The following is a 25,008-nucleotide window of genomic DNA, read 5'->3' on the forward strand; positions in this document are numbered from 1 at the left end:
GTGACGGGAAGGTCAAGGGGGTCGCGGCAAAATTCTACGATCCCGGCCCGCGCATGTTACGCTCCATTAAGCGCTGATACAGGCGTGGTGACAGACGGTTGAGCCACCACGATATGTGTGCAACGCGTCCGACCGGGATCATGGGCTGCGATTTGTCCAGTCCGCGCAGGATCGCCACGGCGGCGCTCTCGGGGCTCATTTCGTCCATTCCGTCCTTGGCCGATCCGGGGCGCGCGGTTCCATCGGGTTGCTCCATTGCGTTGCCGGGGTTGGTGGCCACAAAAGACGGCGCTGCAATCTGAACCTGAACGCCATGTGGCTTTTCTTCGGATCGAAGCGATTTGAAAAAACCCTCAAGCGCGTGTTTTGAGGCTGCATAAGCCGTGCGATGGCAGAGCGGAGCGAAACCAGCCACCGACGAGATCGCCAGATGTGTTCCCTTTGACGCGCGGAGAGGCTGCAAAAATACGCGAGCCATCTCAACGGCTGCAAAATAGTTGATATCAAACAGTGCACGGTGACTGGCCGTGTCGGACTGGTCAAACCCCCGAATTTGCGTAACCCCGGCGTTGTAGATGACCAGATCAATGCTGTCGCTTGACGTGATCGCCCTTTGAGCTGCGTTGGCAAGCTGTTCGGGGTCAGTCAGATCACAGGCAATTGGCAGTTGGTTCGGTTCTGTTTGCAGACCGGACACATCAAGGTCTAACAGCACCACCCGCCACCTACGGGCTTGCAATGCACGGCTTAAAGCCTGTCCCAAACCGCCCGCACCGCCAGAGATGACCGCGGTTTTCATAACCCGGCCTGCCGTTGCCAGAGCGCAAAAACCTCGGCGCTGGATTTTTCAGGCGTATAGCCGAATTCAGATTTCAGGGCAGAATTATCCAGAACTGGCCGATATTGAAGGAACCTTACCTGTTCCGGCCCATAGCGAGATAAACCCAGTGGGCGCGCCAAGGCTAGGGCCGCTTTCAGCACCCAGGGGGGTAGGCGCAGAACCGGCTTTCCCATGGCGCGCGCCAAGTCGTTCACGCCCATCGTGCCGTCACCGGCGACGTTGTAAATCCCGGCTGGCCCGTCGGTTGCTGCGCGCTGAAGGATGCGTGCCAGGTCCCGGGTCCAGATAAAGACAAACGGGCTTTCGCTGCCGGACACCGCCAGCAACCGGGGCTTTCGAAACAGGGCGGTGATCTGGTTCTCGGTTCCGGCTCCCAGAACCGTACCCACACGCAGAACAACCTGCTCAAGATCGGGGGCGGTTCTGCGGGCTTCGGCCAAAATCTCTTCGACCTGACGCTTGTGATCTGAATAAGGAAACTCGGGGTTGCCGCGCAATGGATCGCCTTCGCGCAACGGCACAGGATTGTCTGCATGATAGCCATAAGCGGCACCGGAAGACGTAACAACCAGTCTGCGCACCCCGTTTGCGATGGCGGCATTCACCACATTTCGCGTGCCTTCGACATCGACAGCATAGGCTGTCGCGCGCCCCATCTTCGGCGGCGGCGTCACGACTGAAGCCAAATGCACAATCACATCCGGATTCACCTTGGCAATCACACGTGCAGGAGCGTCGGTTGTAACATCCATGGACAAATATGAGGCGTCTTCCGGCAGGTTAACCGGGCGTTTCAGATCGGTTGCAAAGACCTCGTGCCCAACAAGTTCGGGCAACAGCGCTTGCCCGACCATCCCGGCAGCGCCGGTAATCAGGATGCGGGTCATCGCGCGGCCTCGGTTCTTGCCATGACCGAAGCCAAAGCCAGGCCCGAGATAGCGTGCCATACTCCCCAGAATGCAGCGACCACGGCCATGCCGCCAAGACCGTTGAAGAATGCAAAGATCAGGACGAGCCCAAGCCCGGAGTTCTGAATGCCGGTCTCAATGGTGATGGCGCGGCGATCGAAGGGGGACAGCCCGGTCAGAGTGGCCACAACCCAACCGCCCCCCAGCGCCAGGGCATTGTGAAGGATTACAAGCCCGGCAACAGCCCCGGCAAACCCAAGGAAAAACCCCCAGTTGGCAGCCAGAGCAAGTACGATAAACCCAGCAAAGATACCCATCGACAGAAGTTGCAGCGGTGCGCGCAACCGTGCCGTCAAGGCGGGGAGGCGTTGATTCAGCGTAATTCCCAGAACCAGCGGCAGGATCAGCATCAGACCGACCAGGATTGCGATCTGCATTGGGTCGATCTGGGTCTGTTGCAGGATTGCGCGGGTCGGTGGGTAAAGCCCACCCCAAAGCGCAATATTGAAAGGTGTCATGAAGATCGCACAGATGGTGGCGAAGGCTGTCATCGACACCGAAAGCGCTGCATTCCCGCCCGCGCGGTGGGTGATGAAGTTCGAGATATTGCCCCCTGGGCAGGCCGCGACAAGGATCAGGCCAAGCGCAATTGACGGTTGCGGTGCTGCAATCCACACCATCACAAAGGTCAGCGCAGGCAGGACGACGAGTTGTGAAAACAATCCGACAACCACTGGTTTGGGTGCGCGCCTTAAACGGTCAAAATCCCGAGGCGTAAGGTCGATGGCAATCGAGAACATCACGATTGCCAGAATAGCATTCAACAGCGTCAGAGACGCCGGACTGAAATTCAGTGTGATCTGGTCAATACCACTCATGCGGCGGCCTTCCCCAGCCGGTCGATCCAGCCGGTGACAGCCTTTCTGTAGGTATTCTTGTCCACGTAATAGGCCATGCGGGGCAGGTCGATATAGTTCATGCCTCCGGTGGCGCGCGTATAACCTTTTTGCTTTTCTGCGTGCAGATCGGCTGCCACGGGGCAGCCGTGTCGAAGCCCCTTGATGTAGCGCGCCACCATCTCGGCCTGCTCGTGCCTGCCCTGCCAGCCCAGGCCCGTGGCCTCGACCATGCCCAGCACGAACAGATCGTCCCGTTCGGGATGTATCGTGTTCAGATACAGATGCGGGGCGTCGCCCTGCCAGTTCAGCAGGCCCTTGTCGATAAACGGGTAATGCAGTTTGTATCCGGTCGCGGCGAGGATCATGTCATAGTCGTCGCAGGAGCCGTCCTTGAAATGCACGGTGTGGCCCTCCAGCCGGTCGATATCCGGGCGGATGCTCAGATCGCCATGGCCTGCGTGATACAGGACCAGCGAATTCACCACGGGGTGGCTTTCGTACAGCTTGTAATCCGGTTTGGGAAAGCCGTATTTCTGTGGATCGCCGACAAACCAGCCAAGGATCAGGCTGTCGACCTTACGCTTCAGCCACATCGGCAGACGGATCTTTCCACCTATTGTGTCAGCGGGTTTGCCAAAGACGTATTTCGGGACGAAATAATACCCGCGCCGCATCGACAGATCGCAGCGTTTCGCGTGGTGGATGGCGTCGACGGCGATGTCACAGCCGGAGTTGCCTGCGCCCACGACCAGCACACGCTTGCCGTCGAATTGGCTTGGGTACCGATATTGCGAGGCATGGATCAACTCGCCGTCAAATGTACCCGGAAAGCTGGGTACATTCGGTTCCGACAGGGTACCGTTCGCAATGAGTACGCCGGCATATTCGGCCTGATGGTCGCCATCTTGGTCTCGCCAGCACACGCGCCAACCGTCACCCGGATTGCCCAGCGGAGCGACCTGAGTGACTTCCGCATTGAATTTGTAACCCTCTCGCAACCCGAAACGGTCCGCAAATGCGCGGAAATAGTCGCGCATCGCCCGGTGCGAGGGGTACTCGGCAACCGCGTCATCCATGGGGAATTCCGTAAACTCGGTCATGCGCTTGGACGAGATCAGGTGCGCCGACTCGTACATGGTTGATCTTGGAGCATCGATGTCCCACAGACCGCCCACATCCGAATGCAATTCAAACCCCTGAAATGCGATTCCCTGTTCTTTCAGCACCTTGGCCGCGGCCAAACCCATTGGCCCCGCCCCAATCAGGGCGAATGTGTCGCGCGTTTCTGTCATGAACCCTCCCAAAGTTCGTGAGGTTTAAATTGAACGAACGTCCAAAATAAGGCAAGGTGAATTTTATGACGCTGAAAAACGTAGAAAAGCCAAGACAAAGGGCACCGTCCAAGCGATCTTTGGAAACCAAAGCGCGGATCATGGACGCGGCCGAAACAGTCTTTGCCGAACGCGGATTCGAAGGCGCGTCGATCCGCGATATCGCTGCGCTTGCAGGGGTTCAGGTTGGCCTTGTTCATCACCATGGCGGCGGCAAGGAGGAGCTGTTTTTTCGAGCGATCGAACGCCGTGCGGGCAAGCTGGCACAAATCAGAACCGATGCGCTGGCCAAGGCAAGAAAAGCAGGTCCGCTAACATTGCGCAGCATTCTGGACAGTTTTATCCGGCCTTATGTGGAACTGGCAGAAACAGGTGGTTCGGGATGGATGGCGTATGGGCGCCTCGTGGCGCATGTCTCGGTCGATCCCCGCTGGCGCGATATCGCGGCTGAGTGTTTCGACCCGACCGCCCGGCTTTTTATCGACGAAATCGCTGCGCTTTATCCGGATGTTGACCCTGCGCTGCTGGCCAGCGGCCAGGTCTATTCAGTTTCGGCAATGCTGGCGCATCTCAACAGTGGCTGGCGGGTCGGGGCCCTGTCGCAAGGCGGCGGAGTGTCGGAGGCGGAACGCCTGATCGATTTTTGTGCAGCCGGTATCGAAGCGATGGTTCAGACCAGTCGTGGTTGAACGCGCGGCATTGCTATTGCTGCAAATGGTTGAACAGGATGGTGCTGAACACAGAAGGTGGTGACGTTCGGACGGCGCTGGGTGAGACAAAAAAACCGAACATCATGATCATAAGGATCAGGGCCGCTCCGGCAAGGCACGCCGCAGAAAGCTGAAAGACCGAACGAACCATTGGCTTATTCCCTGTTTATACTCAATAAAATCTGTGGTGTCTTACGCGTCACGAGAGCTTTGACAGCTCTTGTTTCAGCCTTTCATTTTCAGCCTGCAACTGCGCGAGTTGCTGGCCCAAACTGTTCAGATGCGGTCGCAGTTCGGCTTCGGTGAAACGCGGCGTGATGTGGCGCGGGCAGTTCCAGTCAAGCGCCTCAACACGTATGATCACCGCCCGCTCTGCAGGGGCTTCGGCCTCTTCTGGATGCAAGCTGGCAGCGGCGGCTTGACCCTCCGTGAATTCGACACGCCCCAGGATCTTTAAACGGCGTTGATTGGCGTAATCCATCAGGATCATCGCGACCCGATCGTTGCCATCCAGATTCCCACGCGAGATATACTGTTTGTTGCCCGAAAAATCGGCATATCCGATGGTTTGCGGCCCCAGCACCTTAAGAAACCCGACCGGCCCGCCGCGATACTGCACATAAGGCCAGCCTGTTTCAGACACCGAGGATTGATAAAACCCGTCGCGCGCCTGAATGAACTGTTTTTCGGGTTCGCCGATCAGATGGCCCTGTTGCGGGCCACCTTCAATGAATTTGGCATAGGTTTTTGCCGATCCCATCCGCTCCTGATGGGCGCGGACGGTGGGGGTGAAGGTCAGTTCGGAAAACGCACGCGGCACAGTATGTCCTTTCAAAGACCCAGATCAGACAGCTCGGGATGGTCATCGGGGCGCTCACCCAATGGCCAATGAAACAAGCGGTCGCTTTCGGCTATGGGGTGATCATTCAGCGAGGCATGCCGATGCGACATGCGTCCGTCTTCGGCAAATTCCCAATTCTCGTTGCCATATGACCGGAACCACTGACCGCTATCGTCGTGCCATTCGTAAGCGTAACGCACAGCGATGCGATTACCGGTAAAGGCCCAGAGTTCCTTGATCAGCCGATAGTCCAGCTCCTTGTGCCATTTACGGCTTAGGAAGGCGTGAATTTCGTCATGCCCTGACAGAAATTCCGCCCGGTTTCGCCACTGACTGTCATCTGTGTATGCGGGGGTGACGCGGTCGGGATCGCGGCTGTTCCAGGCATTCTCTGCCATGCGCACTTTTTGCGTGGCAGTTTCCAACGTGAACGGGGGAAGAGGGGGTCGAGACATGGTGCAGGGGGCTTTCAGGTCAGAGAAGCGGCAAGAATGGCCAGTGTCAGAAGAAATGGAACGTACTGAGGGGGGAATATGCTGGCGCGACGTTTCATCGGTCAAATCCTCTGGTGTACTGATCGGTAAACTTAGCAATAAGGTGTACCGATCTGTTAACTTTTGCAAGAGGAAAAGTTGAAAATTTTCCTCGCAGTTTAAGGTGAGCCATGAATTATAATGAAAACAATGCTTTGGGCGGGGCCGGTTGCACTTCATGTTTCGGGGTAATATGTACAGAACGGTACACCATGGAGCCGAATCATGCGTCCAAACAAACGGGATGAACTTGTCCGCAAAGCCCTGAAGGTTTTTTACCGCGACGGGTTTCACGCGACCGGCATGGATAAGCTGGTGGCGGAAACGGGCGTGTCGAAAACGTCGATGTACAAACATTTCCGTACTAAAGAAGACCTGATTGTAGCCGCTCTGCGCTTGCGGGATGAGAATTTTCGCGAGTGGTTCTATCAGCGCATTGACGAGATGTCGGATACACCGGCCGAGCAACTCATCGTCAGTTTTGATGCCTTGAAGGAATGGTTCGAAGAAGATGGGTTCCGGGGCTGCATGTTCATCAAGGCCGGGGCAGAATATCAGGAAACAGATCATCCGATCCATGTGCAGGCAGCCGAACATAAACAGCTGTTGCTGGAGCATTTCACGTCCGTCGCCGAACAGGCTGGTGCGCGTGATCCTCAGAAACTCGCCAGCCAGATCGTGTTGTTGCAGGAAGGGGCAATCGTGTCTGCGGTTTTGCTCAAGAATTGTGATCCTGCGGAAGACGCCAGGGATGCGGCACAGCAATTGCTGGCATTGGCGCTGACTTAATTTCCTTAAAAACAAGCAGGTTCTTTAAGTTACCTAGCATAGAAACGTTGCGTTGTTCGAAGTCGGAACGCCGCGTCACATGGATTGGCGGGAATCGGGCGGACCGCTAGGCTTTTGCGAAAGACAGTTTGGAGAGCCTTTGATGTCACTTTTCACTTCGACCGCAGCATGGGTCACCGACGAACACCGCATGTTTGCAGATATGGCTGGCCGGTTCATGGATGACGAACTGTCACCGAATATCGAAACCTGGGTTGAAAACGGGGCCGTTGATCGCGACTTCTGGCGCAAAGCGGGTGAAACCGGCCTGATGGCTGGTGCAATCCCCGAAGAATATGGCGGCGTCGGCGGTGGTATGGGCTTTGACGCCATCACTGCGTACGAACAGGGCGCACGGGGCGACGCCGGCTGGGGCTATGGTATTCAGTCGATCGTGACCCATTATCTTACCGCCTATGGCAGCGAAGATCAGAAACGGAAATGGCTGCCCAAACTGGCTTCGGGCGAAATGGTCGGCGCACTTGCCATGACGGAACCTAGCACCGGCTCGGATGTTCAGGCTGTGCGCACAACAGCCGAGAAAGACGGAAACTCCTACCGGCTGAATGGCTCGAAAATTTTCATCACGAATGGCCAGACGGCTGATCTGATCATCGTGGCCGCCAAGACTGACAAGTCCGAGGGCGCGCGGGGTGTGTCATTGATCGTGGTCGAAACCGAGGGGGCCGAGGGGTTTCGCAGGGGGCGCAACCTCAAGAAACTGGGGATGAAGGGCAACGACACGGCCGAACTGTTTTTCGAAGATGTCAAAGTTCCGATGACGAACCTGCTGGGGGCTGAGGAAGGTCAGGGGTTTTATCAGCTGATGAAGCAACTGCCATGGGAACGGCTGAATATCGCGATCATGGCGCTGGGTTCGATAGATTTTGCCATTGCCGAAACAGTAAAGTACGTGCAGGAGCGCAAAGCGTTCGGTCAGCGGGTGATGGATTTCCAGAACACGCGTTTCAAGCTTGCAGAATGCAAGACCAAGGCCGAGGTTCTGCGCAGTTTCGTCAATGACTGTATCGGCAAGCTGGAGGCAGGAGAACTGGACGCGGCAACCGCCTCGATGGCCAAATACTGGGGCTCGGAGGTGCAGAACGAAATCATGCACGAATGCCTGCAGCTGTTCGGCGGCTACGGTTTTATGATGGAATATCCAATTGCCCGCCTCTACGCAGACGCGCGCGTGCAGATGATTTACGGCGGCACCAACGAGGTCATGAAAGAGGTGATTGCACGGTCGCTCGACGTCTGAAGGTATCCGGGCGGCCTCTTGCCTGATGTCATCATCCCTGACGGACTATTCGCTTCTTTTGGACCTCGCAGGCCCGTGCTTGCGGGGTTTTTTCTTTGCTGACCCGACCGCAGTTGCCCACTTGCAAAGGACGTGCAGCGGTATGATGATCCGCCAAAAAGACTCAGAGGTCAGACGTGAACGATCCCGAACAAACCCTGTGGCGGACTACATGTACCGAAGCAGTCACAGCTCTGCCGCTGAGCAGTGATACAACCGTTGATCTGGCCATCATAGGTGGCGGATATACCGGGTGTTCAGCTGCTTTGACGGCAGCCCGGTCCGGCGCTTCGGTCTGTTTGCTTGAAGCGCAGAAGATCGGGTTTGGCGGGTCGGGGCGCAATGTCGGTCTGGTCAATGCCGGGCTGTGGCTGCCACCGGATGACATTCGCGCGCATATCGGTGCAGAGGCTGGCGATCGCCTGATCGATCTGCTGGGCAAGGCACCGTCGGACGTATTTTCCCTGATCGAAGAACACGGCATCGCATGTGAGCCCATTCGCAACGGAACCCTGCATTGCGCGCATTCCGCCTCGGGGCTGAAGAACCTGCAAACGCGCCATGCCCAGCTAAGCGGGTCTGGCGCGCCGGTAGAGCTGCTGTCGGCGGATCAGGCCCGTGACCGGACCGGTAGCGATGCTTTCCATGGGGCGTTGTTCGATCCTCGCGCAGGAACCACACAACCCTTGGCTTATGTCATGGGATTGGCGCGTGCCGCGTCTCAGGCCGGGGCGCAGATACATGAACAAAGTCCAGTGCAAACCCTTCGGTACGAAGGTGGCCAATGGGTGCTGACCACACCGGGAGGGGCTGTAAGGGCCAAGTCCGTCATTCAGGCAACCAACGCCTATCACCTTGGCTTGCCAGATACTGCGCCCGCCTATGTTCCCGTTTATTATTTTCAATACGCTACGGCCCCGCTGTCGCATAATCTGCGCGCCAGCATCCTGCCGCAGGCAGAAGGTTGCTGGGATACAGGGCTGATCATGACGTCCTTCCGGCTGGATCAGGCGGGGCGGATGATCATTGGCGGCATGGGCGATCTGGGGAATGCAGGCCGCAGCGCGCATACCGGATGGGTCCGACGCAAACTGGCTGAGCTTTATCCTCAGCTTGCCGATCAGCCGTTTGAACAGGGTTGGCACGGTCGGATTGCCATGACTTCGGACCATATCCCGAAAATCACGCAGATTGGCCCTAACGCTCTGGCCGCGCACGGGTATTCCGGCCGTGGTATTGGCCCCGGCACGGTGTTCGGTCGAATGATGGCCGAAAGTCTTCTTGCAGCTGAGCTTTCGCTTTTGCCCGTTCCTGCGGTGCTTGAGCATCGCGAAAGCTGGACGCGCGTGCGCCGCGCCTTTTTTGAATCCGGTGCGGCGCTGACGCATCTGATAAAGGCGCGGTTCTGAGCTCAGACCGAGCGGGTGATGCCACCATCAACCCGGATATTCTGCCCGGTGATGTAGCCACCGCCCTCGGATGCCAGCAGGGCCACGACCGAAGCGACCTCGTCATAACTGCGCCCATAGCGCCCCATGGGAATGCGCGCGCGGAATTCTTCTTTTTCGGGCAGGCTGTCAATGAAACCGGGCAGGATGTTGTTCATGCGGATGTTTTCGGCAGCGTATTTGTCCGAGAACAGTTTGGTGAACGCGGCCAGCCCGGCGCGAAACACGCCTGAGGTCGGGAAAACCGGGTCAGGTTCGAATGCAGCGAAGGTTGAGATATTGATGATCGATCCACCGCCCTGCGCTTGCATGATCGGCGTCACAAGCCGCGAGGGGCGGACGGCATTCATGAAATAGACATCCATACCGGTGTGCCAATCTTCGTCCGTCAACTCAAGAATCGGGGCACGGGGGCCGTGACCAGCGGAATTGACCAGAACGTCAATACGCCCCCAATGGGCCATGGCCGCATCAACAAGCTTTTGCAGATCCTCCGTGGACTGGTTCGAGCCGGTTACACCGACGCCTCCCAACTCATGCGCCAGCGCTTCGCCCTTGCCCGAGGATGACAGAATCCCGACCTTGAAACCGTCCGCGGCCAGCCGCCTCGCGGAATCCGCGCCCATGCCGCTGCCGCCTGCTGTGATCAGTGCTACTTTCTCCATCTGACGTCTCCGTTTTGATTTGGTTTCAGGATGGCGAATGAATTGCGGTTTGACCAATCCGTTTTGTTGAGTACTCGTAACCGTGTCCCGCAGCCGAACCTGGCCTTTGTTATGCGCAGCTGACGGCTGTCTCAGGTCTGAAGGGACGCTGCGATGGCTTCTATCCGGTCGCGTAACCAGCGGTGGGCGGGGTCATTGGCCGATCTTTGATGCCAGACCATGTAGATGGACACAGGGGGACAGGCGAAGGGTAAAGGTGCGCAATCCAGCGCGGCAAGTGGGCCCTGTTTCATCAGTGCCGTATCTGTCGAGATCAGGTCGCTGCCCTGCACAAAGGCCGGGATCGCGTTGAAATGCGGCAGGGTTACAACCGCAGGATTGATCTGGCTTTGATCAACGCCGCGCATAACGGCACGGGCGTTTCGGCCATCGGCAAAGCGCACTTCGACATGGTCGCTGTGGCAATAGTCCTGCCAGCTGTCCGGGGGCGTGCGTTGCGTGGCGTCGTAGAACACCATCAGCGGGCTTTCGATCAGTCTTTTCTGGAAAATATCCGGTCCGTCGGGCGGCAGCGGGGTTAGCATCAACTGGCACCGGTCGCTGCGCAACAATTCGGGGTCGGGCACACCCGATGGGATGAATTCCAACCGCAGGCGCGCGCCTTCGGCGCGTGTGTCACGCAGCAACCATGGAAAGATCAGCTCTCGTGGCATGTCATTGGTGGCGATGCGGATGTTGATCTGTTCCGACAAAGGATCGAACGGCCGGCCGTCGGTCAGCGCGCGCATCCCGTCCAGTACCTTTTGCGCAGGCTCTTTCAGGGACAGGGCGCGTTCGGTTGGCGTCAGACCCTGACCTGAGCGAACAAACAGCGGGTCGCCCAGGACCTGCCGCAGTTTGGCCAGAGTATGACTGATCGCAGATTGCGTAACCCCCAGCCGATCTGCGGCTTTCGAGACCGAGTTTTCCTCGAGTATCGTCAAAAAAGTGCGTAGAACCTTGCCGTCGAGGTCAATGAAATCGAATTTGCTCATACCATTTATGATTAATCATGAATGGTTTTGCTGTCCATGGCGGGGTACGGGACGGGCATCAACAGGAGATATTCGATGGGGATCCGTTTATTCTCGGACAGAAACCGGCCCGTTCATATGGGCGGCTACCCGCTGGAGCGTTTGGCCCGGCAAGATGACATGCCGGATCTGTCGCTTGTGCCCGCTTTGGCCGAGCTGAGTTTCCACCGACCGGAACACCCTGACAGCATCGTCAATGCGATGGGTGAGTTTCAGGCGATGATGGACGCCATCCGCGACGGAATGGTGAACCCGGTTGCGTCCGAGATTCCATCGGACCCGCAGGAACGGGCCAACCACATAAAAGCGTTCGGCTACTTCAACGATGCGTCGATGATGGGGTGCGGTCCACTGCCATCTGACGCCCTTTTGCCCGAGGCTCGCCGCAATCCCGATATTGACCGGCTGGCCCACGCGTTGCGCACCCGTCAGACCAAAACGCTGGCATCCGGGATCGACGTCATCATGGCTGATCTGAAAGACAGTATGGAGGCCGCGCCCAAGCCGATCGACAGCCATCGGCACAGCATTGTCTTTCTTTACGAACACAACCGCAATCCCGACCCGTCCGAACCCGGCGCTGATTGGATAGTCGACGCGCAGGACCATCGCGCCTGTCTGCTGGCGACCGAGAATGCGGTGGTCATCGCCAATTACATCCGCCTTTTGGGCTTTGACGCACGGGCGCACAGCATGATGTCAACCGACGTTGATTTGGGCAAGCTGGCGGTCACCGCCGGGTTGGCTTCGGTCGAGGATGGAGAGGTTGTCGTGCCCTGGCTGGGCAAGCGCTTTGGTTTGGCCGCCGTGACGACTGACATGCCGATCGCCCATGACAAACCGCTGAAGCCTATGGCCGATCAGCCCTGGTTCCGGACGCAGGGGCCGGCATGGTGGTTGGGCACGGGCTTTGCCAAGAACGCCCTCAACCGTGACCCATATGCCAAACGGCGCTATGTGGACGGGGCGCATCCGTTTGAGAAACTCAAACGGGTCGAGACACCAACGACCTTTATTGACGAAGAGAATGTCGCTCGTGTGCCCAAGCGTGCAGATATGTTTGCTCGGGCGCAGTTCGGAGATATGGGCAAGTCGCTACAGGATGCGGCCAAAGGCGGGTATTACGTCCGCAAGGCAGCGCCGAGTTTTGCCCAACGCCGTGCTTTGGGTGCGTTTGTACTGTTGCAGGACGGTGAAAGCGCTGACGCGCCCAAGCCATCTGACGCACAACGCAACGCAGCAAACATCAAGGCTGCGACCTATTTTCTGGGGGTCGATGCGGTGGGTCTCAGCCGCTGCCCGGAATGGGCCTGGTATTCCCATGACGCGACGGGCGAAGAAATCGTGCCGCCCCATGATCAGGCCGTCAGCATGATCATCGATCAGGGTTATGAAACGATGGAGGGTGCCAGCGGCGACGACTGGATCAGCGTCGCCCAATCGATGCGCGCCTATCTGCGATTTTCGCTGCTGGGTGGCGTGATTGCACAGCAGATCCGCAATCTTGGCTACAAGGCCAAGGCGCATACGGTGATGGATGGCGAAGTTCTGCAACCTCCGCTTTTGTTGCTGTCCGGTCTGGGCGAAGTCAGCCGGATCGGCGAAGTGATCCTGAACCCCTATCTTGGGCCGCGACTGAAATCAGGCGTGGTGACCACGGATATGCCGATCGTGCATGACAGGTCCATCGATTTCGGTCTGCAAAGCTTTTGCGAGTCTTGCAACAAGTGCGCGCGCGAATGCCCATCGGGCGCGATCACGGCTGGGCCAAAGCTGATGTTCAACGGCTATGAAATCTGGAAATCCGACAGCCAGAAATGCGCGACCTACCGCGTGACCACTCCGGGAGGCGCGATGTGCGGGCGGTGCATGAAGACCTGCCCCTGGAACCTTGAGGGTATCTTCAAGGAGCGCCCGTTCCGCTGGGCCGCGATGAACATCCCCTCGGCTGCGCCTGCATTGGCCAAGCTGGATGACGCGGTTGGCAATGGCGGTTTGAACGACACCAAGAAATGGTGGTGGGATATCGAGTTGCAGCCCGACGGGGCGTATCGGCCAACAACACACCCTTTGAACCGGCGCGATCTGCAAAAGGATCTGAACCTTAGATACGAGGATCAGACATTGGCGGTCTACCCGGCCTATCTGGCCCCGCACCCCTGGCCCTATCCGTTTGCAATGGATCGCGAGGCAGGAATTGCTGCCTATGAGGCCTTGGTGACAGCCGAAGAGTACAAGGCGCGTAAAGCTGCGGGGGATATGTCGATCATTCATCTTTATCAGGTCGCAGGTGACGCGCCGGTGATGCGGGTCGCTGTGACCAAGGTCGACAAGATGACCTCGGATGTCACCAAGTATGAGTTTTCCTCCCTTGACGGTGCGCCGCTTCCTGAATGGTCCGCAGGTGCGCATCTGGATGTGCTTGTCGCGCCAGAGTTCCTGCGCCAATACTCCATGTCTGGCGACCCGTCGGAACGGGGGTCTTATCAGATCGGTGTTCTGCGCGAGGATGAAGGGCGGGGTGGCTCGGCCTTGCTGCACCGAATTTTCAACGAAGGGCGCAAGGTTTTCATCTCGAAACCGATCAACCATTTCGAACTGAACGAAGAGGCGTCCAAGACCTTTTTGATGGGGGGTGGTATCGGTATAACCCCGATGATCGCATTTGCTCATCGCCTGCATTCACTGGGCATGGATTTCGAGTTGCACTACTCGGCCAGCACGCGGGGTGGGGCGGGGTATCTGGATGATCTGGCGGGGATGCCCTGGGCGAACCGCGTCCACTACCATTTCTCGGATGAAGGCTCGCGCGCTGATCTGGATGCGATCCTGTCGGGGTATCAGCAGGGATGGCACGTCTATACATGCGGGCCTGATCGGTACATGGAAGGAGTCATGCAGGCCGCGGAACATCAGGGTTTCCCCGAAGAGGTCCGACATCTTGAATATTTCTCGGTCCCGGAAACCCCGGACTACGAAAACCACCCATTTACCCTGAAACTCGCGCGTTCAGGTAAAACGTTGCCTGTGCCCGCAGACAAGGATGCCGCGCAGGTTCTGAACGAGGCGGGTTTCCACGTGGATGTGAAATGCGCCGATGGTATCTGTGGTGTGTGCAAATGTGGCGTCCTTTCGGGCGAGGTCGAGCATCGGGATTTCGTGCTGTCCAAAAAGCAGCGCCAAGGGGCGATGATTCTGTGCCAAAGCCGCGCTGCGGAGCCGGATGGTGTGATCGAGCTCGATCTGTAAGCATGGTCAGAAAGCGACCTTTAGACGGTAAAATTTGGTCGCTCGGCCCATGGACGTCACGTGGGTGGTGAATTAACGTCGCCCCGAACCCAGATATCCCTGACCAACAGGTGCGAGGTAGCATTATGGATTATCACAGCCCCGCCAGCTTTGCCGAGGCTTCGGCTCTGGCCGCAAATGCGACGGGCATCACGCGCTTTCTGGCGGGCGGCACCGACGTTTTGGTGCAGTTGCGCTCGGAGTTAGTGACGCCTGATACGCTGATCGACATCAAGAAAATCAACGGTGTACACGACATTACCCGCAATGCTGATGGAAGCTGGACATTGGGAATTGCCGCAACCGGTGCCGAAATGAGCGAGCATCCCGAGTTGGGTCGTGACTGGCCCGGTGTGGTCGAGGCGATGGACCTGATCGGATCAACCCAGGTGCAGGGGCGCGCAACACCGACCGGTAACCTGTGTAACGGCTCACCTGCGGCTGATTCCGTGCCCGCCATGGTCGCAGCTGGTGTGACTGTTACCGTGACCGGCCCGGACGGCACTCGCGAAGTCGCGGTCGAGGATATTCCGACCGGCCCCGGCAAAACCTCGCTGGCCAAAGGTGAGCTGATCTCGGCGGTCAATATCCCTGCACGTGGCGAAAACGGCGGCGATGCCTATCTGCGGTTCATCCCCCGCACCGAAATGGACATCGCTGTGGTTGGCGTTGGTGTGAACCTGCGTCTTGACGGCGACACCATCACCGAGGCCCGCGTATCACTGGGCGCCGTGGCCCCGACCGTTCTGCTGGTCGAAGACTGTGCCAAGGCCATTATCGGCAGCGCGCTGGATGATGCGGCCCTGGATGCGCTGGCCGCCGCCGCCTCTGCCGCCTGTAACCCGATTGACGACAAGCGCGGCACGATCGCGTTCCGTACCGAGGTCGCAGGCGTTCTGGCAAAGCGCGCCGCGAAAATTGCCTATGCCCGCGCGAAGGGAGAAAACGCATGAAAAAGCTCCACGTAACCACCACCGTGAATGGCGATGCGGTCGAATACCTGTGTGATCCGCGTGAAACCCTGCTGGATTGTCTGCGCGACAAGCTGAACCTGACAGGCGCGAAAGAGGGCTGTGGCACCGGCGATTGCGGCGCGTGCTCGGTCACCGTTGATGGCCGTCTGGTCTGTTCATGTCTGATGCTGGGTGTCGAGGCCGAAGGTAAGCAGATCGAAACGGTCGAAGGCATTGCCGACGGTGATATTCTGCATCCGCTGCAAAAGAAGATGATCGAATACGCTGCCCTGCAATGCGGCATCTGCACGCCGGGCATTCTGGTGGCGGCCAAGTCTTTGCTGGAGAAAAACCCGAACCCGACCGAGGAAGAGACGCGGTATTGGCTGGCAGGCAACCTCTGCCGCTGTACTGGGTATGACAAGATCATTCGCGCCGTGATGGATACGGCGGCTGAGATGCGGGAGGCGTCGTAATGGCTCTGGACGATCGGAAATCAGACTTCACTTTTGTCGGCACCCGCCCCAACCGTCCCGACGGTCTGGACAAGGTGACCGGCCGCGCCAAATTCGGAGCGGATGCCTACGCCCCGGGAATGCTGCATGGCGCGATCCTGCGCTCACCACATGCGCATGCGCGGATCGTGAAGATCGACGCGTCGAAAGCCGAGGCACATAAGGATGTCAAAGCAGTTGTGACGCGTGCCGACTTTGCTGAAGTGCCGTTCAAGCCCGGTCTGGAAGGTGAATTCTACAACGTTCTGGAAAACGTTATGGCCGGTGAGAAAGCGCTATATGACGGGCACGCGGTTGCAGCGGTCGCTGCGACTTCGGCATTGGCGGCGCGTGACGCGCTCAAGCTGATCGAGGTCGAATACGAAGTTCTGCCCCACGTCACCGATGTGGATAAGGCGATGGCACCGGATGCGCCTGTGATCCGCGAAGGGGCAGCGGATTATTCCGTGCCGGAAGGAATGCACCCGAACGTTGTCCGCTATCATGAAAGTGGTCACGGCGATGTCGAGGCCGGATTTGCCGAAGCGGATCTGGTCATTGAAGACAGTTTCGTCACCGAAGCGACGCATCAGGGTTATATCGAACCGCACGCCTGTCTGGCCATATTGGGTAATGACGGCAAAGGTGAGTTGTGGTGCACGACACAAGGGCATTGGATTGCGCAGAAAACCTGTGCCGCGCTTCTGGGAATTGAAACTTCGCAGTTGCGCGTCACTGCGTCCGAGATTGGCGGAGGGTTTGGCGGTAAGACAACCGTTTTCATCGAACCCGTCGCACTAGCGCTCAGCCGTAAGGCTAATCGCCCGGTCAAGCTTGTGATGACCCGGTCCGAGGTGTTCCGGGCCACTGGTCCGACTTCGTCTGCCTCGATGGACGTCAAGATCGGCATGAAGAAAGACGGCACGATCTCGGCGGCCCAGGGTGTTTTCCGCTTGCAGGGCGGGGCCTTTCCCGGTGCGCCGGGCGACATGACAGCCATGTGTGCCTTTGCGCCGTACAACCTGACCAACGTCAAGCAGATCGGCTATGACGTTATGTCCAACCGCCCAAAGCAGGCAGCGTATCGCGCGCCGGGTGCACCAATGGGTGCCTTTGCGGTCGAGTCGGTGATCGATGAGTTGTGCAACAAGCTGGGACTCGACCCCGTTGAGGTACGTCTGAAGAACGCCGCGCATGAGGGCACGAAAGCCAGCTATGGACCTACCTACGAGCGCATCGGTCTTGTCGAAACGTTGGAAGCAGCCAAGGCGCATCCTCATTATTCGGCTCCGCTGAAGCCAGGGCAGGGGCGCGGTATTTCCTGTGGCTTCTGGTTTAACCATGGTGGCGAGACCAGCGTTTCGCTTGCCTTGTCCGAGGATGGCTCGGCTCAGGTGATGGTCGGAACGCCTGATATCGGTGGCTCGCGCGCGTCGATGGCCCTGATGGCGGCCGAGGTTCTGGGCATTCCGTATGAAAACATCCGGGTGACCATCGCCGATACGGCCACGCTGGGCTACAATGACGTAAGCCATGGCTCTCGCGTGACCTACGCGTCAGGGCTGGCGACGATCAAAGCTGCGAGACATGCGGTTGAGAAACTGTGCGAACGGGCCGCGGCCAAATGGGGCATCCCGGTTGATGCGGTGAAATGGGAAAACGGCTGTGCGGTGCCCTCAGGCCCGAATGCAGGTGATTTCGATCCGATGCCGCTGGCCGATATCACCGCTGATATGGGCCGCACCGGTGGTCCGATCTCGGGCCATTTCGAGGCAACCCCCGAAGGTGCCGGCGTGTCTTTTGGCACCCATATTGTCGATGCCGAGGTTGACCCGGAAACCGGTAAGACCAGTGTGACCCGCTATACGGTCATTCAGGACGCGGGCAAGGCGATCCATCCGACCTATGTCGAAGGCCAGTATCAGGGCGGTGCCGCGCAAGGTATCGGCTGGGCCCTGAACGAGGAATATATCTACGGCGAAGACGGTCGCTTGCAGAATTCGATCTTTCTCGACTACCGCATCCCGGTGGCCAGTGACCTGCCGATGATCGACACCGTGATCGTCGAGGTTCCGAATCCGGGCCACCCGTTTGGCGTTCGCGGTGTGGGCGAAACGGGTATCGTGCCGCCACTGGCCGCCATTGCCAACGCTGTGTCCAACGCGGCTGGCGTGCGGATGAAGCGGTTGCCGATGTCGCCGCCACGCATTCTGGCCGCTCTCAAGGACAATGGTTGAGGTTCACCTCTGGTCCGGCCTCCGGTCACTGACCGGGGGCCAGCAGGTGGTTGAGGTCGAGGCCAAAACCACTGGCGAGTTGCTGCGCGCGCTCGTGCGTGCGCATCCGCAGCTTCAGGCGCCCATCGACGCTGGCGTGTCTATCGCTGTCGACGGGCGCGTGATCGCGACCGGACTGACCGAACCGATTCCCGAAGGCAGTGAAGTCTATCTGATGCAAAGGCTGAGGGGCGGTTAAGCGTCAGGCGACCAAGGCTCGCGCCCGACCATTCGGTCTGCCTGGGCCGTGATATCGTTCATATGCTGCTCAAGGCTTTGGCGCAGGGTTTCGATTTCGTCTTCACTTGCTTTGCGCGGAACTGTTTCTGTCCATTCCCGGCACAGAAACACCCCCTCGTTACCCCATGGGCGGGGCATTAGAAGATGATCCCATGTTCCCGCTTCGCGCCCATGTTTCGCTGAAAAGGTAATTCCAAACACGCGTTTGCCTGATGTGCGCGCCCAAACCAGCGGAACCGTTGACAATACCCGCTCTGGCCCACGGGGTCCGTCCGCCGCTATGCCAATGGATATTCCCTGTTTCATCTTTCCAAGCACTTCGCGTGATAACGCCACGTGGCGCTGATGACTGGACATGGCAATCGTGTCCATTCCGAACAGCTTTTGCACGCGACCCACCATGCTGCCAGCCCGCGCAGACGATGTAATCGAACAGATGCGCCCCTTGTCCAGTGGGAAGAAATAGGGCGACTGCGCCAGCCGTTGATGCCAAAGAACAACGATGACCGGCTCACCCTGTTCGGCCAACTGGTCCAACTCTTCATAGCCGATGCGCTGCCAGCGTGTGTTGCGGTGTACCAGCCGAATATAGTTTGCAATCCGACGCGCCACCCAGTTTAGCACAGCTTCGCTGTCTACAATCTTCTTTCGGAGGTTCACGCCGGGTTCCTTCTGCTAACCGGTCCTTGTCTTAGCGCACCACGCGGTTTGCGCAACTTGTTTGTCCGGGCACTTCGTGGCTCGGAATCTGAAAAAGCCTCTTGAGTCCGCCGCGCGGCTGGCATATCTGGGGCTCACTACAGGGGTATAGCTCAGTTGGTAGAGCGACGGTCTCCAAAACCGTAGGTCGCGGGTTCGAACCCTGCTGCCCCTGCCATTAAAATCGTCCGAATACTCAGTTGTGATATCCAAGGGTGAACGGGTTTCAGCCTTTGAGTTCGCTTTGCCTGTCTTCAGCCAATTCGCGCTTGGGTTATTACTGGTCGCAGAATCGGCTTCGGCAACACTGCTACAATGGTGCGAGGCCATCGTGCCCTGTTATTATCTTTTGTTGGCACCTGTGTTTTCGTGCGGACCTACGGCATCCAGTTTTTCTGCCCACATATGCTGATATTCTTGAAACACCGCCGGCTTGTTTGAGTGGAGCGCCATCAATGCACACGCGGCCCACATTGCGACATCGTAATCCGAGTCGGTCTTTTTCAGTAATTGCGCATTCAGTGCAGCGGCTTCTGATGTCGAAGGTTTATGCATTGCCATCGGACCCCTTGTGCCAACTGATACTGTTACTCGCAATCGTCCTGCCCCGGACACTCACCAAAACCAACAGATTTCATTATGTGGGTAGAAAAGTGAATGGGCTGGAAACAAGACGTTAACGTGTCATTAACTTTTTGCTGGGGCAGATGTCTACAAGAGTGTTCATGTGAACGGTCCAAAGGTGAACCAAGTCACAGACCAATCACTTGAATTCCGCTTTACTTACAATTGTTACGAGTTGGCGCTCACGTTCGGTACATGACGCTGTTTTTGTTTTTCCCTCCTGTGGCTGGGGCGCGCTTGTGGTTGAGTGCGCCCTTCCCATGTCCGAATAACTAGGTTACCGCCGATGCCGGTTCTGAGGCGGTAATCGAGGTTTCCTTGGGTGGGCGATTGACTTATTGTCCGGCCACGACGCAATCAGCCGGATGAGGATATATGTCGCGTTTTGATGGATATTTTCTGCGGCAATTGCTGGTTTTATTCGGCTTCTTCACCCTTGTCCTGGTGGGTGTGTTCTGGATCACCCGTTCCGTCAGCCTGTTTGACAAAGTCATCAGCGGTGGCCAGTCCGCTATGGTGTTTCTTGAATTCACCGCGCTTACCCTGCCAACGCTTGTTCGTACGGTTATGCCGATGGCGGTATTTGCGGCTGCTGTCTATGCGACCAATAGATTGAGTCGCGAAAGCGAGATGACAGTGATGTTGGCAACCGGGTCAAGCCCGTGGCGACTGGCGCGTGCCGTGGTTTTGTTCGGTGTGATCACCGGTCTGATGATGGCCGCCATCAGCGTGTTCCTGCGCCCGGCCTCGGTCCAACAACTGGAATTCCGGCAAGCCGAAGTTGCAGGAGATGTGACAGCGCAGTTGTTGAATGAAGGTGAATTTCTGCACCCCGCCGAAGACGTTACGGTTTACATCGGGGGCATCGATCTGGACGGTACGTTGCACGAGGTGTTCGTATCGGATCGCCGCGACCCGGAAAACGCGGTCAGCTATTCCAGCGTGACCGCCTATCTGGTCAACAACGACGCAGGAATTCATCTGGTGATGGTCGACGGGGTAGCGCTGCGCCTGAACAAGGTGGGCAGGGTTCTGTCCTCGACCCTGTTTCAGGACGCATCATACGACATCTCTGAGCTGACGAACACAAGCCCAATGGCGCATCGCAGCCTCGAAGCCATTCCGACATCTGATCTGATCTTCGACCGTGATGCGATCTCAAAAACCGAAGGGTTCAGCCAGGGTAAGTTGATCGAAGAATTGCACCAGCGTTTTTCCTGGATAGTTATTTGCATTGCGGTGTCGCTGGCGGGGTATTCGACCCTGATGCTGGGCAGCTTTTCACGGTTTGGATTGTGGCCTCAGATTTTGGGTGCATTTACCATACTTGTACTGCTTGAAGGCGTTCGCGGGTTTGTGTCCCCGGTTGTGATTGATGACCCGAGGCTTTGGGCGCTGCTTTACCTTCCCGCCATAATGGGTGTGCTGATTTCGTGCTGTTTTCTGCTTGTCGCAGGTCGTCCGCTTTTGCGGAAACGTGCGCGCGGGTCCGAGGTCATCCCAACACCCGCTTGATTTCAGGTTCGAAGTTCTTCCAGACAACAACGAATGTCGTCGAATTCTTCGCGATCACCACGGGCGACCAGATACATTGGCAGCCGCAGGCTCACACTGTCCTCGACCGGTTCGAGTGCACCCGAAGCCAGATGTTGCGAAGTAACGTAATCGGGGAAGTAGCCGCATCCGCCTCTTTGCAGGACATAACGTAGTGCCATCATGCAATTACCCAGAAACAAGGTCTGCCCCGAGGCGCGTCGCACAGCCGATCTGATGTGATCTTGGTAAATCTCTCCAAGTTCAAGGTTGACGAAGACCAAATCGTTTTCTGCTGTTGCTGCTTGCGGGGTTCTGACCAGGGTTAGAAGCTCCGGTTCCAGCTCGTGATAGGTGACGCGTCGGTCTGATGGCGTTTCATGCGTGATCGCCACGTCCAGCACATGGGTCGCAACAGCTTCAACCATGTTCAGATCGTGGTCGTAATTCAGTGTCAGCAGCAGTTTGTCAAAGCGCTGTTCAAACCGAACAGCCAGATCCACAAGCAAAGGGTCCCAGATGCTAAGCTGACTACCCAACCGAAGCGCTGGACGGTTCTGTGTCTGCAACGGTAAATCCCGCGACGCGAAGGCCCAAAGGGATAGTATTTGTTCTGCATACGGTTTGAATTGTTGGCCAAACTCGGTCAGCGAAGTGCCACCGGCTCCGCGGGTGAATAGTGGTCTGCCGGTTTCTTCTTCGATCAGATGAATGCGCGCGCTGACGGCCGTTTGAGTTACATTCAGCTTACGGGCAGCGGCATGAAAACCACCTGTCTCCGCCACACATAGAAAGGTTTCCAAAGCTTTGGTTCGCATACCGAGAGTATTTTTTGATCGTTGTGATAAAATCAATTCATTTTTTTGAAGTTGCGACTCGTAATATTGTCGGCTTCGGGAAACACGCCAAAGGATCAGCCATGCTGGACAAAAGCCACAAACCGACCTGGACTAGTTTTGAGAATGCCACCAAGGCCGACTGGGACGCCGTTATGGATTATGAAGAGGCGTATAATGCCGCCTTGCCGGATCGCATTCTGGACGCCATTCGGTCACTGGACGAGGAATGGACACCCTATCCCATCAACCGGTATCAGCACAGCCTTCAGGCCGCGACCCGGGCTTATGAGGATGGCGCGGAAGAGGAGTTGGTGGTCGCTGCCCTAATCCACGATACCGGTGATATTCTGTCACCCTACAACCATGGAGAGCTGTCAGCGGCGATGATGAAGCCCTATGTCAGCGAGAAAACCTATTGGATACTCAAGCACCATTGCGTGTTTCAGGGTTACTACTACAACCACCACCTTGGAGGAGACCGAAACGCGCGCGACAAGTATCGCGACAGCCCCCATTGGGAGGACTGCCGCTATTTCTGCCATGAATACGATCAGAAGGCGTTTGACCCAGACTATCCGACGAAACCGCTGGAGTTTTTTGAACCCATGCTGCGCCGCATCCTGAGCAAGGGCGAAGGCCATATGGAACTGAACGAAACTGCCGAAGATTAACAGGCAGCCATCAGGCGATAGACAATCTGAGCTGTGGTGAAGTCCCAGGCGGCATTGCCGTCCGGGGCCAGCTCAACCACATCGAAGCCCACGCATCTGCGCCCCTTGAGCGCGTGCTCGACTAGCCGCAGTGCCTGGTAATAGCCCAACCCGCCAGGCACCGGTGTTCCAGTGGCGGGCATCAGCGATGGATCCAGCCCGTCGACGTCGAAACTGACATAGACCAGCTCGGGGAAGTCTGCAGGCAGGTCGACCGAATGGATGTTACCTGTCACCAGTTCCTCGGCATCCACGTGAAAGACGTGGTTTCTCAGTCGGCTTTGGGCCTCTTCAGTTGAAAAAGCGCGGACACCGAACTGGGCGAGCCGAACGCCCTCTTCGGCAAGCAGGTGCATCACTGAGGCGTGAGAGTGTTTTTCGCCCTGATATGCGTTGCGCAGGTCGGCATGGGCGTCGATCTGGACGATGCCGATGGGTTGGTTTAGCGCACGGGCCACACCTATCACTGCGCCATAGCTGAGGGAATGCTCGCCGCCCAAAGTGACCGGTACCTTTCCAGCCCGAATTGCAGCTTCGGTGCGGTGCGCAAGGCGTTCCATTACCTCGGGCAACGGGCCGTCACAATTTAGCGGTTCTTCGGTGAAAATCCCTTCGACACAGGGCTCCGCGTGACCGGTGATGCGTTCCAGTTCATTACTGGCCTCGATAATTGCCTCGGGGCCTTTGGCCGTGCCGGCCCCGTAAGAGACCGTGCGCTCCAAAGGCACCGGGATCACGCGAAAGCGGGCATCTTCGGTGCGTTCGGATGCGGTCAATTCGCTGTCGAGAAAAATGCTCATGAGAGTCTGTCCTTGAAGTCGTCATATCCGAACTGCCGGATGATCTTCAGCTCGTCCGTTTCGCTGTTCCACAGGGCGATTGTGGGCAGGGGGACGCCATTGAAAGTGTTTGTCTTGACCATCGAGTAATGTGCCTGATCGAGGAAGGCAAAACGCTGTCCGATCTCCAGCGGCTTGCCCCAGGTGTAGTCGCCAATCACGTCACCCGCCAGACAGGACGGGCCGCCAAGGCGATAGGTATGGCCTGTTTTGGCTTCATCCATAAGGGCAGGGCGATAGGGGGCCTCGATCACGTCGGGCATGTGACATGTGGCCGAGATATCAGTGATCGCGAGGTTCATGCCGTTGGTCGGCAGGTCGAGGATTTCACCGATCAGAATACCTGCGTCCAGCGCCACAGCCTCACCGGGTTCAAGGTAAACATCAATGCCATAGGTTTCGCGAATGTCCTTGAGGAAGGCCACCAGCCCGTCGCGGTCATAATCGTCGCGGGTGATGTGGTGGCCACCGCCAAAGTTCACCCACTTGAGTTGATCAAGGTAGGGTTTGAGCTTCGGTTCGACAGCGTCCCAGGTGCGCTGCAAAGGCGCAAACCCCTGTTCGCAAAGCGTATGCATGTGCAAGCCGTCAACGCCGCGCAACGTGTCGGCGGTCAGTTGGCTGACTGGTGTGCCAAGGCGCGAGCACGGGGCGCAGGGATCGTATTTCGGAACCTCGCCTTCGGAATGTTCCGGATTGATGCGCAGGCCAACCTGCACTTTGGCGGTTTGGGCTTTGGCGAGAAACCGGTCCTTTTGGGCAGCGGAGTTGAAGATGACGTGATCGGACTGCGACAGGATTTCGTCGATGTCGGCGTCTTTGTACCCGGCGCAGAAGGTTGCGACTTCACCTCCATATTCCTCGCGTCCCAGCCGCGCTTCATAGATACCTGAGGCGCAGGTGCCGCCGAGGTGTTGGCGCACCAGTGGGGCCAGTGAGAACATTGAAAACGCCTTGAGCGCGCTGAGAACATGCGCGCCGGAGCGGGTTCCGACATCAGCGAGGATTTTCAGGTTCCGTTCAACCGCCTTTTCGTCGACGACAAAGCAAGGGCTGGGTACACGGGAGAGGTTGAAATTGCGGAAGGCGCCGGCGTCTCCGGCCTGTGTGGTCATCATGTCGGACATAACCGGCGT

24 protein-coding genes and 1 tRNA gene are annotated in these 25,008 nt (G+C 57.7%); 12 read left to right on the forward strand and 13 right to left on the reverse strand.

Features of this window, described 5'->3' with window-relative positions; genetic code table 11:
- Window positions 1-34: 34 nt before the first annotated feature.
- From ACR3E2_RS00400 to ACR3E2_RS00415, 4 genes are read right to left on the reverse strand one after another with little or no spacing between them, the layout of a single operon-like run.
- Window positions 35-799 carry an SDR family NAD(P)-dependent oxidoreductase gene (locus ACR3E2_RS00400; protein WP_480482152.1) on the reverse strand — a complete coding sequence of 255 codons (765 nt, stop codon included), beginning with the start codon at window positions 797-799 and terminating at the stop codon, window positions 35-37.
- A complete protein-coding gene (locus ACR3E2_RS00405) occupies window positions 796-1,788 on the reverse strand; it encodes an SDR family oxidoreductase (RefSeq protein ID WP_480482150.1) in 993 nt (330 codons plus the stop codon). The genes ACR3E2_RS00400 and ACR3E2_RS00405 overlap by 4 nt, the downstream gene beginning before the upstream one ends.
- A complete protein-coding gene (locus tag ACR3E2_RS00410; RefSeq protein ID WP_480482148.1) occupies window positions 1,725-2,627 on the reverse strand; it encodes a bile acid:sodium symporter family protein in 903 nt (300 codons plus the stop codon). Before ACR3E2_RS00410 ends, ACR3E2_RS00405 begins: the two co-directional genes overlap by 64 nt.
- The gene (locus tag ACR3E2_RS00415) at window positions 2,624-3,940 is read right to left on the reverse strand and encodes a flavin-containing monooxygenase (protein WP_480482146.1); all 1,317 of its coding nucleotides are present in this window, start codon (window positions 3,938-3,940) and stop codon (window positions 2,624-2,626) included. The genes ACR3E2_RS00410 and ACR3E2_RS00415 overlap by 4 nt, the downstream gene beginning before the upstream one ends.
- Before the next feature lie 65 nt (window positions 3,941-4,005).
- On the opposite strand from ACR3E2_RS00415, the gene ACR3E2_RS00420 reads away from it, so the two are divergent.
- On the forward strand, window positions 4,006-4,668 hold the full coding sequence (locus tag ACR3E2_RS00420) for a TetR/AcrR family transcriptional regulator (RefSeq protein ID WP_480482144.1): 663 nt from the start codon (window positions 4,006-4,008) through the stop codon (window positions 4,666-4,668).
- A 220-nt stretch (window positions 4,669-4,888) separates the two neighbouring features.
- Here the strand turns inward: ACR3E2_RS00420 and ACR3E2_RS00425 are convergent, their stop codons facing one another.
- Window positions 4,889-5,509 (reverse strand): pyridoxamine 5'-phosphate oxidase family protein, encoded by a 621-nt coding sequence (locus ACR3E2_RS00425; RefSeq protein WP_480482142.1) that lies wholly within the window; start codon window positions 5,507-5,509, stop codon window positions 4,889-4,891.
- Between the two features lie 11 nt (window positions 5,510-5,520).
- Window positions 5,521-5,985 carry a nuclear transport factor 2 family protein gene (locus ACR3E2_RS00430; RefSeq protein ID WP_209504702.1) on the reverse strand — a complete coding sequence of 155 codons (465 nt, stop codon included), beginning with the start codon at window positions 5,983-5,985 and terminating at the stop codon, window positions 5,521-5,523.
- A 303-nt stretch (window positions 5,986-6,288) separates the two neighbouring features.
- On the opposite strand from ACR3E2_RS00430, the gene ACR3E2_RS00435 reads away from it, so the two are divergent.
- The 3 genes from ACR3E2_RS00435 (at window position 6,289) to ACR3E2_RS00445 (ending at window position 9,600) form a co-directional block, all read left to right on the forward strand.
- On the forward strand, window positions 6,289-6,852 hold the full coding sequence (locus tag ACR3E2_RS00435) for a TetR/AcrR family transcriptional regulator (RefSeq protein WP_480482140.1): 564 nt from the start codon (window positions 6,289-6,291) through the stop codon (window positions 6,850-6,852).
- A 142-nt stretch (window positions 6,853-6,994) separates the two neighbouring features.
- Window positions 6,995-8,152, forward strand: coding sequence for an acyl-CoA dehydrogenase family protein (locus tag ACR3E2_RS00440; protein WP_480482138.1), 1,158 nt, complete (start codon window positions 6,995-6,997; stop codon window positions 8,150-8,152).
- Between the two features lie 176 nt (window positions 8,153-8,328).
- A complete protein-coding gene (locus ACR3E2_RS00445) occupies window positions 8,329-9,600 on the forward strand; it encodes an NAD(P)/FAD-dependent oxidoreductase (protein ID WP_480482136.1) in 1,272 nt (423 codons plus the stop codon).
- A gap of 2 nt (window positions 9,601-9,602) precedes the next feature.
- Here ACR3E2_RS00445 and ACR3E2_RS00450 read toward each other — a convergent pair whose 3' ends face one another.
- Together ACR3E2_RS00450 and ACR3E2_RS00455 are read right to left on the reverse strand one after the other, a co-directional pair.
- Window positions 9,603-10,304, reverse strand: coding sequence for an SDR family oxidoreductase (locus ACR3E2_RS00450; RefSeq protein ID WP_480482134.1), 702 nt, complete (start codon window positions 10,302-10,304; stop codon window positions 9,603-9,605).
- 131 nt (window positions 10,305-10,435) lie between these two features.
- The gene (locus ACR3E2_RS00455; protein WP_480482132.1) at window positions 10,436-11,338 is read right to left on the reverse strand and encodes a LysR family transcriptional regulator; all 903 of its coding nucleotides are present in this window, start codon (window positions 11,336-11,338) and stop codon (window positions 10,436-10,438) included.
- Window positions 11,339-11,413: 75 nt separating this feature from the next.
- On the opposite strand from ACR3E2_RS00455, the gene ACR3E2_RS00460 reads away from it, so the two are divergent.
- The 5 genes from ACR3E2_RS00460 (at window position 11,414) to ACR3E2_RS00480 (ending at window position 18,587) form a co-directional block, all read left to right on the forward strand.
- Complete coding sequence (locus tag ACR3E2_RS00460) at window positions 11,414-14,626, forward strand: 2Fe-2S iron-sulfur cluster-binding protein (protein WP_480482130.1); 3,213 nt, start codon at window positions 11,414-11,416, stop codon at window positions 14,624-14,626.
- A 125-nt stretch (window positions 14,627-14,751) separates the two neighbouring features.
- Complete coding sequence (locus ACR3E2_RS00465; RefSeq protein WP_480482127.1) at window positions 14,752-15,618, forward strand: FAD binding domain-containing protein; 867 nt, start codon at window positions 14,752-14,754, stop codon at window positions 15,616-15,618.
- Window positions 15,615-16,094, forward strand: coding sequence for a (2Fe-2S)-binding protein (locus tag ACR3E2_RS00470; RefSeq protein ID WP_209597982.1), 480 nt, complete (start codon window positions 15,615-15,617; stop codon window positions 16,092-16,094). Before ACR3E2_RS00465 ends, ACR3E2_RS00470 begins: the two co-directional genes overlap by 4 nt.
- Complete coding sequence (locus ACR3E2_RS00475; RefSeq protein ID WP_480482125.1) at window positions 16,094-18,349, forward strand: xanthine dehydrogenase family protein molybdopterin-binding subunit; 2,256 nt, start codon at window positions 16,094-16,096, stop codon at window positions 18,347-18,349. Before ACR3E2_RS00470 ends, ACR3E2_RS00475 begins: the two co-directional genes overlap by 1 nt.
- Complete coding sequence (locus tag ACR3E2_RS00480; RefSeq protein WP_170346142.1) at window positions 18,342-18,587, forward strand: MoaD/ThiS family protein; 246 nt, start codon at window positions 18,342-18,344, stop codon at window positions 18,585-18,587. Before ACR3E2_RS00475 ends, ACR3E2_RS00480 begins: the two co-directional genes overlap by 8 nt.
- On the opposite strand, the gene ACR3E2_RS00485 is transcribed toward ACR3E2_RS00480, so the two are convergent.
- Window positions 18,584-19,288 carry a lysophospholipid acyltransferase family protein gene (locus tag ACR3E2_RS00485; protein WP_480482124.1) on the reverse strand — a complete coding sequence of 235 codons (705 nt, stop codon included), beginning with the start codon at window positions 19,286-19,288 and terminating at the stop codon, window positions 18,584-18,586. The two genes, ACR3E2_RS00480 and ACR3E2_RS00485, sit on opposite strands and share 4 nt — an antisense overlap.
- Window positions 19,289-19,429: 141 nt before the next feature.
- On the opposite strand from ACR3E2_RS00485, the gene ACR3E2_RS00490 reads away from it, so the two are divergent.
- Window positions 19,430-19,505, forward strand: a tRNA-Trp gene (locus tag ACR3E2_RS00490).
- Between the two features lie 164 nt (window positions 19,506-19,669).
- Here the strand turns inward: ACR3E2_RS00490 and ACR3E2_RS00495 are convergent.
- The gene (locus ACR3E2_RS00495; RefSeq protein ID WP_480482122.1) at window positions 19,670-19,882 is read right to left on the reverse strand and encodes a hypothetical protein; all 213 of its coding nucleotides are present in this window, start codon (window positions 19,880-19,882) and stop codon (window positions 19,670-19,672) included.
- Between the two features lie 444 nt (window positions 19,883-20,326).
- Between ACR3E2_RS00495 and lptF the strand changes: the two genes are divergently transcribed.
- Window positions 20,327-21,466 (forward strand): LPS export ABC transporter permease LptF, encoded by a 1,140-nt coding sequence (gene lptF, locus ACR3E2_RS00500; protein ID WP_480482120.1) that lies wholly within the window; start codon window positions 20,327-20,329, stop codon window positions 21,464-21,466.
- A gap of 2 nt (window positions 21,467-21,468) precedes the next feature.
- Here lptF and ACR3E2_RS00505 read toward each other — a convergent pair whose 3' ends face one another.
- Window positions 21,469-22,302 carry a LysR family transcriptional regulator gene (locus tag ACR3E2_RS00505; RefSeq protein WP_480482118.1) on the reverse strand — a complete coding sequence of 278 codons (834 nt, stop codon included), beginning with the start codon at window positions 22,300-22,302 and terminating at the stop codon, window positions 21,469-21,471.
- Window positions 22,303-22,403: 101 nt separating this feature from the next.
- On the opposite strand from ACR3E2_RS00505, the gene ACR3E2_RS00510 reads away from it, so the two are divergent.
- Complete coding sequence (locus tag ACR3E2_RS00510) at window positions 22,404-22,994, forward strand: HD domain-containing protein (protein ID WP_267365093.1); 591 nt, start codon at window positions 22,404-22,406, stop codon at window positions 22,992-22,994.
- On the opposite strand, the gene speB is transcribed toward ACR3E2_RS00510, so the two are convergent.
- Together speB and nspC are read right to left on the reverse strand one after the other, a co-directional pair.
- Window positions 22,991-23,833, reverse strand: coding sequence for an agmatinase (gene speB, locus ACR3E2_RS00515; RefSeq protein WP_480482116.1), 843 nt, complete (start codon window positions 23,831-23,833; stop codon window positions 22,991-22,993). The two genes, ACR3E2_RS00510 and speB, sit on opposite strands and share 4 nt — an antisense overlap.
- Window positions 23,830-24,999 carry a carboxynorspermidine decarboxylase gene (nspC, locus tag ACR3E2_RS00520; protein ID WP_480482114.1) on the reverse strand — a complete coding sequence of 390 codons (1,170 nt, stop codon included), beginning with the start codon at window positions 24,997-24,999 and terminating at the stop codon, window positions 23,830-23,832. Before nspC ends, speB begins: the two co-directional genes overlap by 4 nt.
- Window positions 25,000-25,008: the final 9 nt, after the last annotated feature.

The organism is Ruegeria sp. AL7 (genome assembly GCF_056536105.1).

Coding starts and splice junctions, on each gene's coding strand:
- ACR3E2_RS00465 (WP_480482127.1), top strand. CDS start 14,752: ATGGATTATCACAGCCCCGCCAGCTTTGCCGAGGCTTCGGCTCTGGCC.
- ACR3E2_RS00420 (WP_480482144.1), top strand. CDS start 4,006: ATGACGCTGAAAAACGTAGAAAAGCCAAGACAAAGGGCACCGTCCAAG.
- ACR3E2_RS00475 (WP_480482125.1), top strand. CDS start 16,094: ATGGCTCTGGACGATCGGAAATCAGACTTCACTTTTGTCGGCACCCGC.
- lptF (WP_480482120.1), top strand. CDS start 20,327: ATGTCGCGTTTTGATGGATATTTTCTGCGGCAATTGCTGGTTTTATTC.
- ACR3E2_RS00455 (WP_480482132.1), bottom strand. CDS start 11,338: ATGAGCAAATTCGATTTCATTGACCTCGACGGCAAGGTTCTACGCACT.
- ACR3E2_RS00505 (WP_480482118.1), bottom strand. CDS start 22,302: ATGCGAACCAAAGCTTTGGAAACCTTTCTATGTGTGGCGGAGACAGGT.
- ACR3E2_RS00440 (WP_480482138.1), top strand. CDS start 6,995: ATGTCACTTTTCACTTCGACCGCAGCATGGGTCACCGACGAACACCGC.
- ACR3E2_RS00510 (WP_267365093.1), top strand. CDS start 22,404: ATGCTGGACAAAAGCCACAAACCGACCTGGACTAGTTTTGAGAATGCC.
- ACR3E2_RS00430 (WP_209504702.1), bottom strand. CDS start 5,985: ATGTCTCGACCCCCTCTTCCCCCGTTCACGTTGGAAACTGCCACGCAA.
- ACR3E2_RS00470 (WP_209597982.1), top strand. CDS start 15,615: ATGAAAAAGCTCCACGTAACCACCACCGTGAATGGCGATGCGGTCGAA.
- ACR3E2_RS00450 (WP_480482134.1), bottom strand. CDS start 10,304: ATGGAGAAAGTAGCACTGATCACAGCAGGCGGCAGCGGCATGGGCGCG.
- ACR3E2_RS00435 (WP_480482140.1), top strand. CDS start 6,289: ATGCGTCCAAACAAACGGGATGAACTTGTCCGCAAAGCCCTGAAGGTT.
- ACR3E2_RS00460 (WP_480482130.1), top strand. CDS start 11,414: ATGGGGATCCGTTTATTCTCGGACAGAAACCGGCCCGTTCATATGGGC.
- ACR3E2_RS00415 (WP_480482146.1), bottom strand. CDS start 3,940: ATGACAGAAACGCGCGACACATTCGCCCTGATTGGGGCGGGGCCAATG.
- speB (WP_480482116.1), bottom strand. CDS start 23,833: ATGAGCATTTTTCTCGACAGCGAATTGACCGCATCCGAACGCACCGAA.
- ACR3E2_RS00480 (WP_170346142.1), top strand. CDS start 18,342: ATGGTTGAGGTTCACCTCTGGTCCGGCCTCCGGTCACTGACCGGGGGC.
- nspC (WP_480482114.1), bottom strand. CDS start 24,999: ATGTCCGACATGATGACCACACAGGCCGGAGACGCCGGCGCCTTCCGC.
- ACR3E2_RS00495 (WP_480482122.1), bottom strand. CDS start 19,882: ATGCATAAACCTTCGACATCAGAAGCCGCTGCACTGAATGCGCAATTA.
- ACR3E2_RS00405 (WP_480482150.1), bottom strand. CDS start 1,788: ATGGCACGCTATCTCGGGCCTGGCTTTGGCTTCGGTCATGGCAAGAAC.
- ACR3E2_RS00400 (WP_480482152.1), bottom strand. CDS start 799: ATGAAAACCGCGGTCATCTCTGGCGGTGCGGGCGGTTTGGGACAGGCT.
- ACR3E2_RS00410 (WP_480482148.1), bottom strand. CDS start 2,627: ATGAGTGGTATTGACCAGATCACACTGAATTTCAGTCCGGCGTCTCTG.